This window comes from Micromonospora rifamycinica (genome assembly GCF_900090265.1).
Lineage (GTDB): Bacteria > Actinomycetota > Actinomycetes > Mycobacteriales > Micromonosporaceae > Micromonospora > Micromonospora rifamycinica.
The window spans coordinates 551,994-571,080 of sequence record NZ_LT607752.1; the positions used below are offsets into that span (position 1 = coordinate 551,994).

At 71.6% G+C, this 19,087-nt stretch carries 19 protein-coding genes; 12 read left to right on the top strand and 7 right to left on the bottom strand.

Features of this window, described 5'->3' with window-relative positions; all coding sequences use genetic code 11:
• Positions 1–49: 49 nt before the first annotated feature.
• On the top strand, positions 50–1,054 hold the full coding sequence (locus GA0070623_RS02305) for a tRNA (adenine-N1)-methyltransferase (protein ID WP_067305714.1): 1,005 nt from the start codon (positions 50–52) through the stop codon (positions 1,052–1,054).
• 81 nt (positions 1,055–1,135) lie between these two features.
• The gene (locus GA0070623_RS02310; protein WP_067305666.1) at positions 1,136–1,708 is read left to right on the top strand and encodes a hypothetical protein; all 573 of its coding nucleotides are present in this window, start codon (positions 1,136–1,138) and stop codon (positions 1,706–1,708) included.
• A gap of 146 nt (positions 1,709–1,854) precedes the next feature.
• Here GA0070623_RS02310 and GA0070623_RS02315 read toward each other — a convergent pair whose 3' ends face one another.
• A complete protein-coding gene (locus tag GA0070623_RS02315) occupies positions 1,855–2,151 on the bottom strand; it encodes a ferredoxin (protein ID WP_067305663.1) in 297 nt (98 codons plus the stop codon).
• 177 nt (positions 2,152–2,328) lie between these two features.
• Here GA0070623_RS02315 and arc point away from each other — a divergent pair, with 177 nt between their 5' ends.
• The 7 genes from arc (at position 2,329) to prcA (ending at position 10,590) form a co-directional block, all read left to right on the top strand.
• On the top strand, positions 2,329–4,110 hold the full coding sequence (gene arc, locus GA0070623_RS02320) for a proteasome ATPase (RefSeq protein WP_067305659.1): 1,782 nt from the start codon (positions 2,329–2,331) through the stop codon (positions 4,108–4,110).
• A 152-nt stretch (positions 4,111–4,262) separates the two neighbouring features.
• Positions 4,263–6,332, top strand: coding sequence for a hypothetical protein (locus tag GA0070623_RS02325; protein ID WP_197700035.1), 2,070 nt, complete (start codon positions 4,263–4,265; stop codon positions 6,330–6,332).
• A 58-nt stretch (positions 6,333–6,390) separates the two neighbouring features.
• Positions 6,391–7,908 (top strand): depupylase/deamidase Dop, encoded by a 1,518-nt coding sequence (gene dop, locus GA0070623_RS02330; RefSeq protein ID WP_067305656.1) that lies wholly within the window; start codon positions 6,391–6,393, stop codon positions 7,906–7,908.
• Between the two features lie 110 nt (positions 7,909–8,018).
• On the top strand, positions 8,019–8,231 hold the full coding sequence (locus GA0070623_RS02335) for a ubiquitin-like protein Pup (protein WP_067305652.1): 213 nt from the start codon (positions 8,019–8,021) through the stop codon (positions 8,229–8,231).
• 21 nt (positions 8,232–8,252) lie between these two features.
• On the top strand, positions 8,253–8,939 hold the full coding sequence (locus tag GA0070623_RS02340; RefSeq protein ID WP_084261194.1) for an endonuclease VII domain-containing protein: 687 nt from the start codon (positions 8,253–8,255) through the stop codon (positions 8,937–8,939).
• On the top strand, positions 8,858–9,697 hold the full coding sequence (gene prcB / locus GA0070623_RS02345; protein ID WP_172898361.1) for a proteasome subunit beta: 840 nt from the start codon (positions 8,858–8,860) through the stop codon (positions 9,695–9,697). Before GA0070623_RS02340 ends, prcB begins: the two co-directional genes overlap by 82 nt.
• Positions 9,698–9,756: 59 nt before the next feature.
• Positions 9,757–10,590, top strand: a complete 834-nt coding sequence (gene prcA, locus GA0070623_RS02350) for a proteasome subunit alpha (protein ID WP_067305646.1) — start codon at positions 9,757–9,759, stop codon at positions 10,588–10,590.
• A gap of 113 nt (positions 10,591–10,703) precedes the next feature.
• Here prcA and GA0070623_RS02355 read toward each other — a convergent pair whose 3' ends face one another.
• The 6 genes from GA0070623_RS02355 to rfbB are packed head-to-tail and all read right to left on the bottom strand — an operon-like array spanning position 10,704 to position 16,025.
• Positions 10,704–11,732, bottom strand: coding sequence for a glycosyltransferase family 2 protein (locus GA0070623_RS02355; RefSeq protein WP_067305643.1), 1,029 nt, complete (start codon positions 11,730–11,732; stop codon positions 10,704–10,706).
• A complete protein-coding gene (locus tag GA0070623_RS02360) occupies positions 11,729–13,042 on the bottom strand; it encodes a lipopolysaccharide biosynthesis protein (protein WP_231932628.1) in 1,314 nt (437 codons plus the stop codon). Before GA0070623_RS02360 ends, GA0070623_RS02355 begins: the two co-directional genes overlap by 4 nt.
• On the bottom strand, positions 13,042–13,743 hold the full coding sequence (locus GA0070623_RS02365; RefSeq protein ID WP_067305637.1) for a glycosyltransferase family 2 protein: 702 nt from the start codon (positions 13,741–13,743) through the stop codon (positions 13,042–13,044). Before GA0070623_RS02365 ends, GA0070623_RS02360 begins: the two co-directional genes overlap by 1 nt.
• Positions 13,736–14,143 (bottom strand): DUF2304 domain-containing protein, encoded by a 408-nt coding sequence (locus GA0070623_RS02370; protein ID WP_067305634.1) that lies wholly within the window; start codon positions 14,141–14,143, stop codon positions 13,736–13,738. Before GA0070623_RS02370 ends, GA0070623_RS02365 begins: the two co-directional genes overlap by 8 nt.
• Entirely contained in the window at positions 14,140–15,027 is an 888-nt protein-coding gene (gene rfbD, locus GA0070623_RS02375; RefSeq protein WP_067305631.1) for a dTDP-4-dehydrorhamnose reductase, read from the bottom strand. Before rfbD ends, GA0070623_RS02370 begins: the two co-directional genes overlap by 4 nt.
• Positions 15,024–16,025: a dTDP-glucose 4,6-dehydratase gene (gene rfbB, locus GA0070623_RS02380; protein ID WP_067305628.1), complete on the bottom strand. Its 1,002-nt coding sequence runs from the start codon at positions 16,023–16,025 to the stop codon at positions 15,024–15,026. The genes rfbD and rfbB overlap by 4 nt, the downstream gene beginning before the upstream one ends.
• A gap of 88 nt (positions 16,026–16,113) precedes the next feature.
• Here rfbB and rfbA point away from each other — a divergent pair, with 88 nt between their 5' ends.
• The 3 genes from rfbA (at position 16,114) to pafA (ending at position 19,078) form a co-directional block, all read left to right on the top strand.
• Positions 16,114–17,031 carry a glucose-1-phosphate thymidylyltransferase RfbA gene (rfbA, locus tag GA0070623_RS02385; protein WP_067305625.1) on the top strand — a complete coding sequence of 306 codons (918 nt, stop codon included), beginning with the start codon at positions 16,114–16,116 and terminating at the stop codon, positions 17,029–17,031.
• The gene (locus GA0070623_RS02390) at positions 17,028–17,651 is read left to right on the top strand and encodes a dTDP-4-dehydrorhamnose 3,5-epimerase family protein (RefSeq protein ID WP_067305622.1); all 624 of its coding nucleotides are present in this window, start codon (positions 17,028–17,030) and stop codon (positions 17,649–17,651) included. Before rfbA ends, GA0070623_RS02390 begins: the two co-directional genes overlap by 4 nt.
• A gap of 68 nt (positions 17,652–17,719) precedes the next feature.
• Entirely contained in the window at positions 17,720–19,078 is a 1,359-nt protein-coding gene (gene pafA / locus GA0070623_RS02395) for a Pup--protein ligase (RefSeq protein WP_067305618.1), read from the top strand.
• The last annotated feature ends 9 nt before the right edge of the window (positions 19,079–19,087 follow it).

The window sequence follows — 19,087 nt, forward strand, 5'->3', positions numbered from 1 at the left end:
CACCCTTCCGGCCCGCGACGGCACACCGACGTCCGCCACCACCGCCGAGCTGCCCCCGGTGCACCGGGGGCCGTTCCGTCCCGGCGACCGGGTACAGCTGACCGACCCCAAGGGGAGGATGCACACCGTCACCCTGGAGCCCGGCAAGGAGTTCCACACCCACCGGGGCATCCTGGCCCACGACGCGCTGATCGGGCAGCCCGACGGCAGCGTGGTCAGCACCGCCGGTGGCGGGACGGCGTTCCTGGCGCTGCGCCCGCTGCTGTCGGACTACGTGCTGTCCATGCCGCGCGGTGCCCAGGTGATCTACCCGAAGGACTCGGCGCAGATCGTGGCCATGGGTGACGTCTTCCCCGGCGCCAAGGTGCTGGAGGCCGGCGCCGGTTCCGGAGCGCTGAGCTGCTCGCTGCTGCGCGCCGTCGGCACCGGCGGCGAGCTGCACTCCTACGAGGTGCGCGACGACTTCGCCCAGATCGCCCGGCGCAACGTGGAGGCGTTCTTCGGTGCGCCGCACCCGGCGTGGCGGTTGCACGTCGGTGACGTCGCCGACTGCCCGGAGACCGGTTTCGACCGGATCGTCCTGGACATGCTCACCCCGTGGGAGACCCTCGACATGGTCGAGCGGGCGCTGCTGCCCGGTGGGGTGTTCATCGGCTACGTGGCGACCACCCCGCAGCTGTCCGAGCTGGTGGAGGCGTTGCGCGAGCGTGGTGGCTGGACCGAGCCGCGGGCCTGGGAGTCGCTGGTGCGGGACTGGCACGCCGAGGGGCTCGCCGTCCGGCCGGACCACCGGATGATCGCGCACACCGCGTTCCTGGTCTCCGCGCGTAAGCTCGCGCCGGGGGTGACCGCGCCGCCGCGCCGTCGCAAGCCGAGCAAGGGCGCCGAGGCGTACGCCGAGCGGAAGCAGGCGCTGCGCGAGGCCGCGGCGGCCCGGGAGGCGGCGGCCCAGGCGGCCGCTGCCGACAGGGCCGACGGTGCGGCCGTCGCTGCCGGCGAGGCGGCCGTCGCTGCCGTCGTCGCCGGCGGGGCGGACGGGACGGACCGCTCGTGACGGCGGATCGGAGCGGCCGGGCGTGAACGGGCGGATTCCGGCGGCACGGACGGGCCGACGGCACGACCTTGGGGAGAGGGCATGAGTCAGCCGGGTTTCGGCGGCGGCGAGTTGCCGGCCGTGTTCCCGGACTGGTCGCCGTACCAGGATCTGGAGTCGGCCACCCGTGCCTATCTGCGCGACCCGGACATCGCCCTGGAGGCGCTCGGCGGGGTGCTGCGCGGGGCGTCGGTGCTCGGGTTCACCCTGGAGCGCTTCGTCAACGAGGTCAACGGGGTGTGGCAGGAGGTCGTGGTCTGCGACGGCAGCCGGCTGGTGCTCTGGCACGGTGAGGACGTACCGCCGGGGGAGGGGCCACCCGGGTCGATGACCTCCTCGCTGCGGGTGGTGCCGATCTCCACCGTCACCGAGGTCGGTTGCCGTCGCCGGCTGACCAGGGCCGACAACGGCGAGGTACGGGTCGACAGCATCGACGTCTACCTGCTGCTCACCTCGCTGGACGAGGCCCCGCCCGGTGACGAGATGGTGGGTGCGCCCCGGCACGACGCGCTGCGCTTCGGGAAGACCCTCGACGACGGCGGAGCCGGTCAGATCGCCCGGCTGGAGGAGTTTGCCCGGTTGGTCGCCTCGGTGGTCGGCCGTCCGCTGCTGTAGCCGCTCGGTCGGGTCGTGAGTGACGGTCGTCACGTTGCGGCCCGGCCGTCGCTGCCCGGCGGAGTCGTCTTTCCGACGATCGGCCCCCGGGTGGTCGCCGCGTCGGGGTGCCCGGTCGGCCCCGGGCCGCGGCCCGTCCGGCCCGGTCAGCCCTCCTCGGCCTCGGGGCCGGCCACCTCCACGCCGTCGCCGCCGCGCACCACGTGGATGCACTCACCCGGGCACTCCTTCGCGGAGTCGATCACTTCGAGCCGCAGGTGTTCCGGCACGTCGACCCGGCTACCAGGGGCGAGTCGCAGCTCACCGTCGGTGCCCTTGACGTACGCCAGGCCGTCGACGTCGAACTCAAAGACCTCCGGCGCGTACTGCACGCAGAGCCCGTCGCCCGTGCAGAGATCCTGGTCCACCCAGACCTGCAACTGGTCGGTCACGACGTCGGTCACCCGGCACCCCCCATGTTCTCCCGTCCCACCCCTCGACGGTACCCGAACGGCCGGACCTGCCCCTCGGGCGTCCCTTGGCGATCAAGGTTCGGTGACGAGGGCGTTGCGTGGGACCGAATCGGCCTCATAGCGGCTAGTGTTAGGGCAGAACGTTCAAGCCCCCCGGGGAGGTGGGACGTGGCACGCAGTGACGACGCGGACTCGCGCGCCGCACGGTGGGAGAAGGAGGCCCACGATCTCTCCACGCAGGTCGCGTTCCTTCAGGAGGAACTCGCTCTGGTGCGGCGCAAGTTGACCGAAAGCCCCCGACACGTCCGGCAGCTCGAAGAGCGGCTGGCGGCCACCCAGGCACAGTTGGCGCGGCTCACCGAGAACAACGACCGGCTCGTGAGCACCCTCAAGGAGGCTCGCGCGCAGATCGTGACGCTCAAGGAGGAGATCGACCGGCTGGCACAGCCGCCGTCCGGCTACGGCGTCTTCCTCGCGCGGCACGACGACGGCACGGTGGACATCTTCACCGGCGGACGCAAGCTCCGGGTCGCCGTCTCACCCTCGCTGGACGCCGAGGAGTTGCGGCGTGGTCAGGAGGTCCTGCTCAACGACGCGCTCAACATCGTCGACGCGTTCGGCTACGAGCGGGTCGGCGAGGTGGTGATGCTCAAGGAGATCCTCGCTGGTCCCGAGGGCAGCCCGGGTGACCGGGCACTGGTGGTCTCGCACTCCGACGAGGAGCGCATCGTCCACCTGGCCGACACCCTGATCGGCTCGGCGATCAGGGCCGGCGACTCGCTCATGATCGAGCCCCGCTCGGCGTACGCCTACGAGCGGATCCCGAAGAGCGAGGTCGAGGAGCTGGTGCTGGAGGAGGTGCCCGACGTCGACTACACCGACATCGGCGGCCTCCAGTCGCAGATCGAGCAGATCCGGGACGCGGTGGAGCTGCCCTTCCTGCACGCCGACCTGTTCCGCGAGCACCAGCTCCGGCCGCCGAAGGGCATCCTGCTCTACGGTCCGCCGGGCTGTGGCAAGACGCTGATCGCCAAGGCGGTGGCCAACTCGCTGGCCAAGAAGATCGCCGAGCGGTTGGGCAAGGACCGGCACACCAGCTTCTTCCTCAACATCAAGGGTCCTGAGCTGCTCAACAAGTACGTCGGCGAGACCGAGCGGCACATCCGGCTGATCTTCCAGCGAGCCCGGGAGAAGGCCGGGGAGGGCACGCCGGTCATCGTGTTCTTCGACGAGATGGACTCGATCTTCCGGACCCGTGGCTCCGGTGTCTCCTCCGACGTGGAGAACACCATCGTCCCGCAGCTGCTCAGCGAGATCGACGGCGTCGAGGGGCTGGAGAACGTCATCGTGATCGGCGCCTCCAACCGGGAGGACATGATCGATCCGGCCATCCTGCGCCCCGGCCGGCTCGACGTGAAGATCAAGATCGAGCGTCCGGACGCCGAGGCGGCCAAGGACATCTTCTCCAAGTACATCCTCGCCGGGCTGCCGTTGCACGCCGACGACCTGGCCGAGCACGGCGGCGAGCCCCAGGCCACCGTGGCGGCCATGATCGACGCGGTGGTCCTGCGGATGTACTCGGAGACCGAGGAGAACCGCTTCCTCGAGGTGACTTACGCCAACGGCGACAAGGAGGTCCTCTACTTCAAGGACTTCAACTCCGGCGCGATGATCCAGAACATCGTCGACCGGGGCAAGAAGATGGCGATCAAGGAGTTCCTCACCTCCGGCCGCAAGGGGCTGCGGTTGCAGCACCTGCTCGACGCCTGCGTCGACGAGTTCCGCGAGAACGAGGACCTGCCCAACACCACCAACCCGGACGACTGGGCCCGGATCTCCGGTAAGAAGGGCGAGCGGATCGTCTACATCCGCACGCTCGTCTCCGGCGGCAAGGGCACCGAGGCCGGCCGTTCCATCGAAACCGCCAGCAACACCGGTCAGTACCTCTGACCGGTCGACCGACCGGGTCCGCGACGCCACGCGTCGCGGGCCCGGTCGTCTGCGTCACCCACTGTTAACCGGGCCGCCCCCGCTTCCGGTGGGTGTGCCGCCGGACGCGTCGGTAGACTTCCCCGACCGCGTCGTCAACTCCGAGGAACCGCGTGCCGCCCGAGCTCTCCGTCGTTGATCCGCCGCTGTCCCCGGCGGTGGACCAGACGCCCCCCACCGTCCCGACGCGCCCGCCGGCCCGTCGCTGGCGGTGGATTCCGCTCCTGCTCGTCGCACTGGTCGCCGCGTGGGCCGTACCCCTGGCCGGGCATGCCCTGCACCGGGAATGGCTGCTCCCCCCGGTCGTCCTGATCGCCACGGCGAGCCTGCTGCGCGGTGGCCGTACCCTGCTCGACCGGCTGATGCTCGCCCTCGGGCTGCTGCTCGGCCTGGCCGCCGTCGGCGGTCTGATCTTCCCGGTCTGGCCGTGGGGAATGCGACCGGTGCCGGTCACCGGGGTCGCCCTCACCGTGCTGGTCCTGGCCGCCGCCGCGCTGCGGCGTGCGCCCCGGCTGCCCCGCCCCGGCTGGGCCGACCTGTTCCCGCTGGCCGGCGCCGCCGCCATGGTGGTCTACCTGCGGCAGCCCTGGCAGCGCGCCGGTGACCTCGCCGACCGGCTCACCGTCCTCGGCATGGGCGAGGACAACTGGCGGCACCTCGCCCTGTTCGACGTGATGGGACGCCTCGACGGCTACACCTTCGTCGACCCGGCCGCGGCCCGGGAGCAGATCACCGCGCAGCTCGTCTACTACCCGCAGGGCTGGCACCTGATCACCGCCCTGCTCGACGGCTTCCTGAGCCCCACCGCGCCGCGCGCCGACGACCTGGTCGCCCACTACTTCGGCTGGACCATCGCCGGCTTCGGACTGCTCACCCTCACCCTGATCTGGGCCGCCCAGCGGCTGTCCGGCCCCATCCACCTGCTGCACCGCACCGTGCTCACCGTGGTCGTCGGCGCGGTGGTGCTGGGCACCCAGCTACCCCGGCTGCTCAACGCCGGCTACCCGACCGAGGTGCTCGGGCTGACGCTGACCGTGCTGGTCGCCACCCTGGTCGCCCGGCCGGTCCCGGGCACCCGGGAGCAGGTCGTGCTGCTGTGCGCCCTGCTCGCCGCGGTCGGGTTCACCTACTACCTGTTCCTGCCGGCCGCCGCCGTGCTGGTGCTGTGCTGGGTGCTCACCCACTGGCGGGAGGCGCTGCGCCGGTGGTTCACCGTGCTCACCGTCGGCCTGGCCGGTGCCGCCCTCGCCCTGATCGCCCCGCTGCTCGGCGTGCTGCGGGCCGGGCAGACCGAAGCGTTGGTCATCGGCTCGTCGCAGGCCGTCGAGGGGTGGCGGGCGCTGATCTGGCTCGGCGGCATCGTCGGGGTGGCCCTGCTCGTCCAGGTCGCCCGCGCCGATCCGGCGTGGCGGCGCTGGCTGCTGGTCTGCGTCGTCGGCGCGGCCCTCCCGCTGACCATCGCCCAGCTCAACGTCAACGACGGGGTGCAGCCCGGCTACTACTTCGTCAAGGCCACCCACCTGGCCACCGCGCTGCTCATCGTCGGCACCGCCGCGGTGGTCCGGCTGCTGCCGGTGCCCCGGCCGGCGCTGACCTGGCGGGGGGCCGGCAGCACCGTGGCGGGGGTGCTCGCCGCCGCGCTCACCATGACGGTCGCGGTGGCGCTCTGCGGGGTCACCGGCTGGCACCGCAGCCTGCTGCTGGTCGACGAGAAGACCTGGGCACAGCAGTGGGTCCACCAGGATCTCACCCTGCCGTCCAGAGTGGCCTGGGTGTGTGCCGACGCCCAGCAGCGCTATCCCGAGGTGCCGGGCACCACCACCCTGGTCATCGACCGCGGGCCGATGCGGTCGTACCTCATCTCGCTGTGCCTGTCGGCGCTGCACGGCACCACGGCGGCCACCGACCCGGGCATCTACAGCCTGCCGTTCCTCGAACCCGACCGCACCGACCTCATCGTCCGGCGGGTGGCCGGTCCGATCCGGTTCATCACCTCCGATCCCAAGGGGGAGCGCCGGGTGCACCGGATGCTGCGCGACGAACCGGCGCTGCGGCACCGGCTCAGCTGGGTGCCGCTGACCGTCCCGGACTGCGACGTGGCCCCCTCGGACGAGCCGCCCCCGCCGACGCTGGAGACCGCGACACCCGACCCGGGCGAGGCGGCGTGCCCCCTTCCCCGGTGAGGCGGACTACGCTCGACGTGACGGCGGACCGGGTGAGGCGAGCGGAGCGGGTAGGTCGATGAGCGTCAGAAGGATCATGGGCACCGAGGTCGAGTACGGGATCTCCGTGCCCGGCCAGGCCGGAGCCAACCCGATGGTCACCTCGTCCCAGGTGGTCAACGCGTACGGTGCGCGCCCGGAACTCAACCGGGGCGGCCGGGCCCGGTGGGACTACGAGGAGGAGTCGCCGCTGCGCGACGCCCGGGGGTTCACCTACTCCGGGGCCGCCTACGATCCGGCGGAGGCGCTCGCCGACGAGGATCTCGGCCTGGCCAACGTGATACTCACCAACGGTGCCCGGCTCTACGTCGACCACGCCCACCCGGAGTACTCCACCCCCGAGGTGACCAACCCCCTCGACGTGGTGCGGTGGGACAAGGCGGGGGAGCGGGTGATGGCCGAGGCGGCCCGGCGGGCGGCCACCATCCCCGGCACCCAGCCGATCCACCTCTACAAGAACAACACCGACAACAAGGGCGCCAGCTACGGCGCGCACGAGAACTACCTGATGCGCCGGCAGACCCCGTTCGCCGACATCGTGGCGTACCTGACGCCGTTCTTCGTGACCCGGCAGATCGTCTGCGGCGCGGGTCGGGTCGGCATCGGGCAGGACGGCGGGCAGAGCGGCTTCCAGATCTCCCAGCGGGCGGACTTCTTCGAGGTCGAGGTCGGCCTGGAGACCACCCTCAAGCGGCCGATCATCAACACCCGGGACGAGCCGCACGCCGACGCCGACAAGTACCGTCGGCTGCACGTCATCATCGGCGACGCCAACCTGTCGGAGATCTCCACCTACCTCAAGGTGGGCACCACGGCGCTGATCCTCACCATGATCGAGGAGAAGGCGCTCGGTGCCGACCTGGGCATCGCCGACCCGGTCGCCGAGTTGCGGGCGGTCAGCCACGACCCGTCGCTGACGCACCGGATGCGGCTGCGCGACGGCCGCCGGTTGACCGCTCTGGACCTCCAGTGGGCCTACTACGAGCGGGTACGGTCCTTCGTGGACGAGCGCTACGGCGCGGACGCCGACGCGCAGACCCGGGACGTGCTGGAGCGCTGGGAGCGGGTGCTGGACCGGCTGGGCCGTGACGTGTTCCTCTGCGCCGACGAGCTGGACTGGGTGGCCAAGCTGCGGCTGCTGGAGGGCTACCGGGAGCGGGAGAAGCTGGGCTGGGGCTCGCACAAGCTCCAGCTGGTCGACCTGCAGTACTCCGACGTACGGCCGGAGAAGGGCCTCTACCATCGGCTGGTGACCCGGGGCTCGATGAAGACGCTGCTGGACGATGAGCAGACCCGCCGGGCGATGACCGAGCCCCCGGAGGACACCCGGGCCTACTTCCGGGGCCGCTGCCTGGCGCAGTACGCCTCCGAGGTGGTCGCGGCGAGCTGGGACTCGGTGATCTTCGATGTGGGCCGGGAGTCGCTGGTCCGGGTGCCGATGATGGAGCCGGAGCGGGGCACCCGTAAGCACGTCGGCGCGTTGTTCGACCGGTGCGACACCGCCAAGGACCTGCTGGAGACGCTGACCGGCGGCTGACCCGACCGGGGCCGGTGAGCCCGTCGTGCGTCGGATGCCGGCGTGCGGCGGGCTTTTCGTCGCCTGCGCGAGGTAAGTTCATCGCAGGCGATCGTGGAGGAGGCACCGAGATGGCTTCACAAGAGGGCGGCCAGTCGCAGGCGGGCAAGTCGCACCAGGCCGAGGAGATCGAGGACGTCACCACCGAGGCCAACCCCGAGGTGGCGGAACGGCACGCGGAGATCACCGAGGACGTCGACGACCTGCTCGACGAGATCGACTCGGTCCTGGAGGAGAACGCCGAAGAATTTGTGAGGGGTTACGTGCAAAAAGGAGGCCAGTGAACAAACTGGGTCGAAACGGACATGCCGCTCCCCCTGGATGATCAGGACGGCCGTCGTCGTTGCCGCGACTGCGGGGAATGGAAGCCGCTCGCCGAGTTCTGTGTGAGCAGCAAGCGTCCCAGCGGTCGTGGCAGCTACTGCAAACCTTGCTTCAACAACCGTTCGAAGGCCAGTTACGCCAAACGGGTCGGGGAGAAGCACGGCCGAGAGGTGAGGGCCACCCGGGAAGTTCCGGAAGGTCATCGCTTCTGCGCCGACTGTGGAACCGTCAAGCCCGTGGTCGACTTCCCCCGCAACCGGGCCGACAGTACGGGCTATGCCACGTACTGCAAGCCGTGCCACAACAGCCGCACCAAGGAAGTCAGGCAGCGGCTCTACGGCGGTAGTCGCGAGTACCACCTGCGCCGCCGCTACGGGATCGGCGAGAAGGAGTTCCAGGAGCTGCTCGCCGAGCAGGGTGGCGTCTGCGCCGTCTGCGGCGCGGAAGATCCTCAACATGTGGACCACGATCACCGCACCGGATGGGTGCGCGGGATACTCTGCTTCAACTGCAACGGTGGTCTTGGCCAGTTCCGTGACAGTCCCACGAGGCTGGCCAGGGCGATCACGTACCTGAGAGGAACCACGTGGCAGCGGGCTTTGATCCATCCGGGCGTCTACCAGATGTGTTCACCAACGCGGGGACGTCCTCCTTCACGACCTTCCTGAGTCGGGTGGCCCCCGAGATGCTGCCCGGCCGACGGCCGCTGCCGCCGGGCATGGCCGCCGACCTGGCGCCGCACGCCACCACCATCGTGGCCATCTCGGCCGTCGGCGGGGTGGTGCTGGCCGGCGACCGCCGGGCCACCATGGGCAACCTGATCGCGCAGCGCGACATCGAGAAGGTGCACCCCGCCGACGCGTACTCGCTGGTCGGCATCGCCGGCACGGCGGGCATCGGCATCGAGCTGATGCGCCTGTTCCAGGTGGAGCTGGAGCACTACGAGAAGATCGAGGGCGCGATGCTCTCCCTCGACGGCAAGGCCAACCGGCTCGCCTCGATGATCCGGGGCAACCTCGGCGCGGCGATGCAGGGGCTCGCCGTCGTCCCGCTCTTCGCCGGCTTCGACCTGGCCGCCCGGGATCCGGCCCGCGCCGGGCGGATCTTCAGCTTCGACGTCACCGGCGGCCCCTACGAGGAGACCGGCTACGACGCGATCGGCTCCGGTTCGCTCTTCGCCAAGTCGGCGCTGAAGAAGCGGTACCGGACGGGCGTCTCCATCGACGACGCGACCCGGCTCGCCGTCGAGGCGCTCTACGACGCCGCCGACGACGACACGGCCACCGGTGGGCCGGACCTGACCCGGCGGATCTACCCGGTGGTGATGACGGCGACCGCCGAGGGCACCCGCCGGCTCACCGAGGCCGAGACGGCCACCATCGCCGAGGGCGTCGTCGCCGGGCGGATGGAGAACCCGGGCGGCTGACGCCGCTCACCCCGACCAGCCTCAGTCGTCAGCACAGCGCCAGAAGGAGAACCGCCGCCGTGGCCATGCAGTTCTACGCCTCGCCCGAGCAGATCATGCGCGACCGCTCCGAGCTGGCCCGCAAGGGCATCGCCCGGGGGCGCAGCGCGGTGGTCCTGAGTTACACCGGTGGGGTGCTCTTCGTCGCGGAGAACCTCTCCAGCGCCCTGCACAAGGTCAGTGAGATCTACGACCGGATCGGGTTCGCCGCCGTCGGCCGGTACAACGAGTTCGAGAACCTGCGCCGCGCCGGGGTGCGGATGGCCGACCTGAACGGCCTGAGCTACGACCGGCGCGACGTGACCGGGCGGGCGCTGGCCAACGCCTTCGCGCAGACCCTCGGCGCGATCTTCACCGAGCAGTCCAAGCCGTTCGAGGTGGAGATCTGCGTGGCGCAGGTCGGTGCCACCGCCGACGAGGACGAGCTGTACCGGCTCACCTACGACGGGTCGGTCAACGACGAGCCGGGCCGGATGGCGATGGGCGGCCAGGCCGAGGCGATCACCGGGGTGCTCAAGTCCGAGCACCGGGCCGACATGTCGCTCAGCGAGGCGGTCACGGTGGCCCGCAAGGCGTTGAGCAGCGTCGGCGGTGAGGGCGGCGCGGCCCGGACGATCGCGCCCAACCAGTTGGAGGTGGCGGTCCTGGACCGCAACCGGGTGGGGCGTACCTTCCGGCGGATCACCGGCGCGGCGCTGACCGCGCTGCTGGAGGGCGACGCGGCGGGTGACGTCGCGCCGGCCGGCGGCCGGGCCGAGACCCCGTCGGTGCCGACCGAGGAGGCGCACAAGCCCACCACCTCGGCCGGCTCGGCCGACCTGGAGGGCCAGCCGCAGGAGAAGCCGGAAGCCTGACGGCGACACGCGCAGGGGCCGGGGTGCACACCCCGGCCCCTGCGCGTGGGTGCCATCCGCAGTCCGTGTCGACCCACCCGCCGCTGGTGCCCTGCGGCACGGCGGCGTGCCGGTCAGGCCCTGCGCAGCAGCGGCTTCGCCAGCGCCCAGTAGCCGGCGGCGATGACGTTGAAGACGCTCATGCCGGGCGGCGATTCGACGTTGGACGGGTCGACCTTGGCGGTCATCAGCTCGGCGATGACGCCGTCGGGGACCATCCGCTCCTGCTGGAGCTGCCGGCGTCGGGCCCGTACCCAGGCCCGGTTGGTCCACAGCCAGCCCCAGCCGCGCGCCTTCTCCCGCGCCCAGCCGCCGAGCAGCGCGGCCACCAGCATCGCCGCCTCGGTGAGCAGCAGCATCGGGGCCAGCACCACGAGCGTCCGCGTCTCGTACGCGGTGAGCAGCGAGATCAGCCGGTTGCGTTCCAGCAGGTAGTGCTTGAGCTTGTTGCGGGAGAACTCGTAGTGGTGCACCACGACGGCGTCCGGGACGTACTCCTGGCGCAGCCCGCGCTGCCACAGCCGCAGGCTGATCTCGGTGTCCTCGTGGTAGGCGAAGTACTCGGCGGCGAAGCCGTCCAGCTCCCGCCAGAGCGCCCGGTTGATGACGAAGCAGCAGCCGCTGATCGACGGCACCGTGGTCCGTCGGGCGTGCGCGCTGGCGGGCTGGCCGTTGCCGCCGGCCCAGGAGAGCCCGATGTAGTGCAGCGGATTGCCCGAGGTGTTGATCAGGTCGGGGTTCTCGGCGAGCCGGATCGAGGCCATCACCGCGCCGACGCCGGGCTCGCCGGCCACCGCCACGGTGCGGGCGAGCGCGTCGGGGGCGACGACGGCGTCGGAGTTGACGAAGGCCAGCCACTCGCCGGTGGCCTCGGCGGCGCCGACCCGACAGCCGCCGGAGTAGCCGGTGTTCTCCTCCGGCCGGACCACCCGTACCCCGGCGAGGCCCTTGACCACGTCGATGCCGTCACCGGTGCAGCCGTTGTCGACGACGATCAGCTCGATCTCGACGCCGGTGCTGTCCAGCACGGCGCGGGCCGCGTCGACCAGGTAGGGCTCGGCGCCGTAGGCGAGCATCACCGCGGACACCTGGGGGCGGGTCATCGGATGCCTCCGGAAACTCCAGGGGCCACCACGTCGTCGAGCGGCCGGATGGGGGTGGGGGTGGCCGGGCGGGTGCCCCGGCGCAGCAGCAGGACGGCCATGGTGGCGGCCACCACCACGGAACCCGCCGCGTAGGCCAGCTCGACGCGGAGCGCGACCGGAGCCGGGACGACCGTGACGGCGAGCAGGGCGGCCACCCCGATCGTCCAGGAGACCGCCTGCGCGCGGTGCCGGTCGAGGGCGAGCAGGGCCTGCCCGAGCACCATCGCCCACAGGTAGGCGAGGGTGCCGACGGCCAGCCAGGCGAAGTCGCCGTGGCCGAGGACGCCGGGGGCGTCGAAGAGCCGGCGGACCAGCCAGGGGCCGAGCGCCACCGCGCCGAGGGCGCCGGCGACGCCGAGGGCGGTGACCACGCCGAGCGCCCGGCGCAGCAGCCCGTGGAAGCCGGCCACGTCGCCGGTGGTGGCGGTGGTGGCCAGGCCGGGCAGCAGCGACGCCTGCATCGAGCCGAAGACGAACAGCGGGATGCGGACCAGCACCAGGGCGGAGAGCAGCGCGCCGGCGGTGGCCACGTCGGCCGGGTCGATCAGCCGCGCGTTGATCACGCCGACGTTGACCACGACCTGGGAGAGCAGGCTGGAGACGGTGAGCAGGCCGAGGCCGCGCAGCAGGGTGCCCCAGGCCACGGGGACGCCGCCGCCGACGGCCCGCAGCACCGGCGGCAGGGTTACCAGCACCGACAACAGGGGGGCGACGACCAGCACCGCGCCGTACCAGACCGGGTCGGTGACGCCGCCGACGCCGAGCCCGGCGACCAGCGCGATGCGCAGCCCGCCGTCGACCCCGAGCTGGGTGCCGTACCAGGGGAAGAGTTGCAGGCCGGACAGCACGCCCCGGGTGGTGTAGGCGACGGCCATCGCGAGCAGCGCGCCGATCAGCACGACGACCATCGTGTCGTCGCCGGCGAAGAGCCGGTCGGTGAGCGCCCGGCGGCCGGCCAGGGTGGCCAGGACCAGCAGCGCCAGCACGACGGTGGCGACGGCCGCGCCCCGGGCCAGCACCGGGCCGGGCGGCAGCCCCTGGCTGCGGCGGGCGGCGACGACCCGGGCCACCTCCTGCTCGACCGGGATGAAGACGCCGATGCCGAGGGTGAACACGATCGACCAGAGCACCGACAGCGAGGAGTAGTCGGCGAGGTCGAGGGCGTGCCCGGCCACCGCGAGGTGCACGTAGGAGGCGAGGCCGAGCAGGGCCAGCCCGCCTCCTACGGCGAGGGTGCCGGGCGGGACGAGGTGGAGCAGCCGCCGCATCACCGGCGGATGAGCGCCAGGGTGAGCACCGCGAAGGCCCGACCCAGGTAGATCATCGCCTTGGCGGGGGAGTGGCTGGGGGTGCCCGCCATCCGCTTGCGCATGGCCACCGGCACCTGACGGATCCGGTAGCCGCGCCGGGCGGTGTGCACCAGCGTCTCCACCGTGTCGCCCAGGTACTCCGCCGGGTACCAGCTGGCGAACATCTCGATGACCCGCCGGTTGGCGGCCCGGAAACCGGAGGTGGTGTCGGTCAGTCTGGTCTTGGCGACCCGGGAGAGCACCCCGGACAGCATGACCATCGCCCAGCGTCGGGGACCGCGCACGGAGTAGTCGCCCTCGCCGGCGAACCGGGCCCCGATGACCAGGTCGTTGTCGTCGAGCAGGTCGACCAGCTTGGGCACGTAGCGCGGGTCGTGCTGGCCGTCGGCGTCGATCTGGATCGCCACGTCGTAGTCGTTGTCCCGGGCGTAGCGGTAGCCCAGCCGCATCGCCCCGCCCACCCCGAGGTTGTACGGGAGCTTGGCCACCCGGGCGCCGGCGGCGGCGGCCACCGCGGCGGTGCGGTCGGTGGAGCCGTCGTCGACCACGAGCACGTCGACGCCGGGCAACTCGCCACGGACCTCGCCGACCACGTCGGCGATCGACCCGGACTCGTTGAGCGCGGGGATGATGATCAGGACGCGCTTGCCGTTAACCATCGTGGGACACCAGTTCGTCTCGGTCGGCGGTGCCGGTCTGGGCGGTTTCGGCGAGGCGGGCGACGCGTTCCGCGTCGATCTGCGCGCGGAGCAGGGCGAAGTCCTCGGCCAGGGTGCGGGTCTCCTCCTCCAGCGCGCTCACCTCCCAGCTCAGATGCACGCAGACCAGCAGCAGGAAGACGATGCCGAGGAAGAGCACGAGGCTGACGCCGGAGACCACGCCGAAGAAGCCGGCCACGTTGTCCAGCAGCCGGGGGAACAGCGACAACGGGATCACGATGACCAGGACGCCGAGCCAGAGCATGCCGTACTTCTCGCGGAGCTGGCGGCGGCGCAGCAGCTCGACGATGGTGGCGAGCAGGATCAGGCCGGTCAGACCGGTGACGAGGGTGAGCTTCATGCGACCTTCCACGGGGCGGGTGCACTGGGGGAGTCGAAGGCGTCGGACAGCGCGTCGCGCCAGTCCGGCAGCGGGGACAGGCCGGCCTCGGCCCACCGGTCGTGCCCTAGCACACTGTACGCCGGCCGCGCGGCCGGACGCGGAAACCGGTCGCTGGTGGTGGGCCGGATCCTCTCCGGGTCGAGCCCGGCGTGCGCGAAGGCGGCGCGGGCCAGGCCGTACCAGGTGGTCCGACCGGTGCAGGTGCCGTGGTAGACCCCGGCCGGGGCCCGCCCGGCCAGCGCCGCGTCGACGAGCGCCACCAGCTGACCGGCCAGCGCGTACGACCAGGTGGGCTGGCCCTGCTGGTCGTCGACCACGTCGAGGTGCTCCCGGGTGGCGGCCAACCCGATCATGGTGGTCACGAAGTTGCGGCCGTGTGCCCCGTAGAGCCAGGCGGTCCGCACCAGGTAGCCGGTTTCGGGGAGGAATCGGACCACGGCCCGCTCCCCGGCGAGCTTGCTGCGGCCGTACGCGTTGATCGGGTCGGTGGGGGCGTCCTCGGCGTACGGGGTGTCCGCGTCGCCGGCGAAGACGTAGTCGGTGGAGACGTGCACCAGCCGCGCGCCGTGCTCGGCGCAGGCGCGGGCCAGGTGGGCGACCGCGTCGCCGTTGACGGCGGTGGCCGCCGCCTCGTCCCGTTCGGCGCCGTCGACGTCGGTCCACGCGGCGGCGTTGACCACCACCTGGTGACCGGTGACGGCGGCCCTGACCGCCCCGGCGTCGGTGACGTCGAGGTCGCCGCGGGTGGCGGCGGTCACCTGGAGGTCGTCGCGGGTGGCGAGCACGGCCAGCAGGTCCCGGCCGAGCATGCCGCCCGCGCCGGTGACCAGGATCCGGGTCATGCGCCCGGGGCCGTCTTGAGCGGCTCCCACCAGGCCCGGTTGTCCCGGTACCAGGCGACGGTCCGGGCCAGGCCCGTCTCCAGGTCGATGCTGGGGGCGTACCCCAGCTCGGTGTTGATCTTGCTGATGTCCAGCGAGTAGCGGCGGTCGTGGCCCTTGCGGTCGGTCACCGGGACGACCCGGTCCCAGCCGGCGTCACACGCCTCCAGCAGCCGGCCGGTCAGCTCCTTGTTGCTCAGCTCGGTGCCGCCGCCGATGTGGTAGACCTCGCCCGCGCGGCCGGCGTGCGCCACCATGGCGATGCCCCGGCAGTGGTCGTGCACGTGCAGCCAGTCCCGGACGTTGCCGCCGTCGCCGTAGAGCGGCACGGTCCCGCCGTCGAGCAGGTTGGTGACGAACAGCGGGACGACCTTCTCCGGGAACTGGTACGGCCCGTAGTTGTTGGAGCAGCGGGTGACCACCACGTCCATCCCGTGGGTCCGGTGGTAGGCCAGCGCCAGCAGGTCGGAGCCGGCCTTGGCGGCCGAGTACGGCGAGTTCGGCGCGAGCGGCCAGGTCTCCGTCCAGGACCCCTCGTCGATCGAGCCGTACACCTCGTCGGTGGAGACGTGCACGAACCGGCCGGTGCCGTGCCGCAGCGCGGCGTCCAGCAGGGTCTGGGTGCCGAGCACGTTGGTGGTGACGAACGGCGCGGCGCCGGTGATCGAGCGGTCGACGTGCGACTCGGCGGCGAAGTGCACGATCACGTCGTGTCCGGCCACCACCTCGTCGACCGTCGCCGGGTCGCAGATGTCGCCCCGGACGAACCGCAGCCGGGGGTCGTCGCGCACCGGGAGGAGGTTGTCCAGGTTGCCGGAGTAGGTGAGCTTGTCCAGCACGGTCACCACGGCGGGCTCGACGGCGGGCACCCCGGAGGCGTCGCCACCGGGCACACCCAGCAGCATCCGTACGTACTCCGACCCGATGAATCCGGCTCCGCCGGTGACGAGAATCCTCACGGGGACGGAAGTGTACGCGCATCCGGCGGCCCGGCCGGGGACCGCGACCCCGGTGTCCGGTTCGCGTCGGTCCCGGTAGGCTCCCCCGGTGCGTGGAATCCTTCTCGCTGGTGGCACCGGGTCGCGGCTGTGGCCGCTCACCCGTGCGGTGTCCAAGCAGCTGATGCCGATCTTCGACAAGCCGATGGTCTACTACCCGCTCTCGACGCTGGTGATGTCCGGGATCCGGGAGATCCTGGTGATCACCACGCCGGAGGACCAGGACCAGTTCCGGCGGCTGCTCGGCGACGGCAGCCAGTGGGGGCTGCGGCTGGAGTACGTCGCCCAGGCCCGCCCGGAGGGCATCGCGCAGGCCTTCGTCCTCGGCGCGGACTTCGTCGGCGACGACTCGGTGGCGCTGGTGCTGGGCGACAACATCTTCCACGGCGCCGGCCTCGGCCGGCAGCTGGCCGACAACGGTGACCTGGTCGGCGGGCGGGTCTTCGCGTACCCGGTGGCCAACCCGCAGGCGTACGGCGTGGTCGACTTCGACGCCAGCGGACGGGTGCTGTCGATCGAGGAGAAGCCGGCCCGCCCGAAGTCCCGCTACGCGGTGCCGGGCCTCTACTTCTACGACAACCGGGTGGTCGGGATCGCCGCCGGGCTCACCCCGAGCGCCCGGGGCGAGCTGGAGATCACCGCGGTCAACGAGGCGTACCGGCTGACCGGGGAGCTGTCGGTGTCCGTGCTGGATCGGGGCACCGCCTGGCTGGACACCGGCACCTTCACCTCGATGATGCAGGCCGGCGAGTTCGTCCGGGTGATCGAGGAACGGCAGGGCATGAAGATCGGCTGCGTCGAGGAGGTCTGCTGGCGGGCCGGCCTGATCGACGACGACCAGCTCCGCGCGTTGGCCGAGCCGCTGCTCAAGAGCGGCTACGGTGACTACCTGCTCGAACTGCTGGCCGACAAGCACGACGAGGCGGTGCTGCGCGCCGCGCAGCCGGGAACGGAGAACCCGCGGTGAAGATTCGTCCGCTGAGTATCGAGGGCACCTGGGAGGTCACGCCGCAGCAGCACGGCGACCCGCGGGGCCTGTTCATGGAGTGGTACCGGTTCGACCACCTCGCCGAGGCGGTGGGTCATCCGCTGCGGCTGGCCCAGGCCAACCTGTCGATCTCCGGACGGGGGGTGGTGCGCGGCATCCACTTCGCCGACGTCCCGCCCGGCCAGGCGAAGTACATCACCTGCGTCCGTGGCGCGGTGCTGGACGTGGTGGTGGACCTGCGGATCGGCTCGCCGACCTTCGGCCGCTGGGAGGGCGTCCGGCTCGACGACACCGACCGGCGGGCGGTCTACCTGGCCGAGGGGCTGGGGCACGGCTTCTGCGCGCTGACCGAGGACGCCACCCTGACCTACTTCTGCTCGACCACCTACAACCCGACCGGGGAGCACGGGGTGCATCCCCTCGACCCCGAGCTGGGCATCGAGTGGCCGGTCGAGACGCCGCAGCTGTCCGCCCGGGACGCGGCGGCCCCGTCGTTCGCGCAGGCCCGCGCGGCCGGTCTGCTGCCGGACTACGCGTCCTGCCGGTCCTTCGTGGCCGGGCTGGGGCCGACCGGAATGTCGTACTCGGACGGGATCTGACCGGCCGGACCACACCAGCTGTGCTGTGACAGTGACGAACCGACCCTCCGGGCGGCTAGTGTCACACCATGGAGCGGCGAATCTTCGGCCTCGAGACCGAGTACGGCGTCACCTGTACCTACCGCGGGCAGCGCAGGCTGTCCCCTGACGAAGTAGCCCGGTACCTCTTCCGCCGGGTGGTGTCCTGGGGTCGGTCGAGCAACGTGTTCCTGCGCAACGGAGCCCGGCTCTACCTGGACGTCGGGTCGCACCCGGAGTACGCCACCCCGGAGTGCGACTCGGTCACCGACCTGGTCGCCCACGACCGGGCCGGGGAGCGGATCCTGGAGGGCCTGCTCGTCGACGCGGAGAAGCGGCTGCACGACGAGGGCATCGCGGGTGAGATCTACCTGTTCAAGAACAACACCGACTCGGCCGGCAACTCGTACGGCTGCCACGAGAACTACCTGGTGTCCCGGCACGGTGAGTTCGGCCGGCTCGCCGACGTGCTCATCCCGTTCCTGGTCACCAGGCAGTTGATCTGCGGGGCGGGCAAGGTGTTGCAGACCCCGCGCGGGGCGGTCTACTGCCTGTCGCAGCGGGCCGAGCACATCTGGGAGGGCGTCTCCTCGGCGACCACCCGCAGCCGGCCGATCATCAACACCCGCGACGAGCCGCACGCCGACGCCGAGCGGTACCGCCGGCTGCACGTCATCGTCGGCGACTCCAACATGAACGAGGTCACCACCCTGCTCAAGGTGGGCTCGGCCGACATCGTGCTGCGCATGATCGAGGCCGGGGTGGTGATGCGTGACCTATCGCTGGAGAACCCGATCCGGGCCATCCGCGAGGTGTCGCACGACATCACCGGCCGGCGCAAGGTGCGGCTCACCTCCGGCAAGGAGGTCAGCGCGCTGGAGATCCAGCAGGAGTACCTGGCCCGCGCCACCGAGTTCGTCGAGCGCCGGGGCGGCGACCAGACCGCCAAGCGGGTGGTCGAGCTGTGGGGTCGGGTGCTGAACGCGGTGGAGAGCGGCAACCTCGACCCGGTGGCCCGGGAGGTCGACTGGGTGAGCAAGCTCCGGCTGATCGAGCGGTACCAGCGCAAGCACGACCTGCCGCTGTCGCACCCCCGGGTCGCGCAGATGGACCTGGCCTACCACGACCTGCGCCGCGGTCGCGGCCTGTACGGGCTGCTCGAACGGCGCGGTCAGGTGGACCGGGTGGCGACCGACCCGGAGATCTTCGAGGCCAAGGAGACCCCGCCGCAGACCACCCGGGCCCGGCTGCGCGGCGAGTTCATCCGGCACGCCCAGGAGAAGCGGCGCGACTTCACCGTCGACTGGGTGCACCTGAAGCTCAACGACCAGGCGCAGCGCACGGTGCTCTGCAAGGACCCGTTCCGGGCGTACGACGAGCGGGTGGAGCGGTTGATCGCCAGCATGTGACCCGGTGGG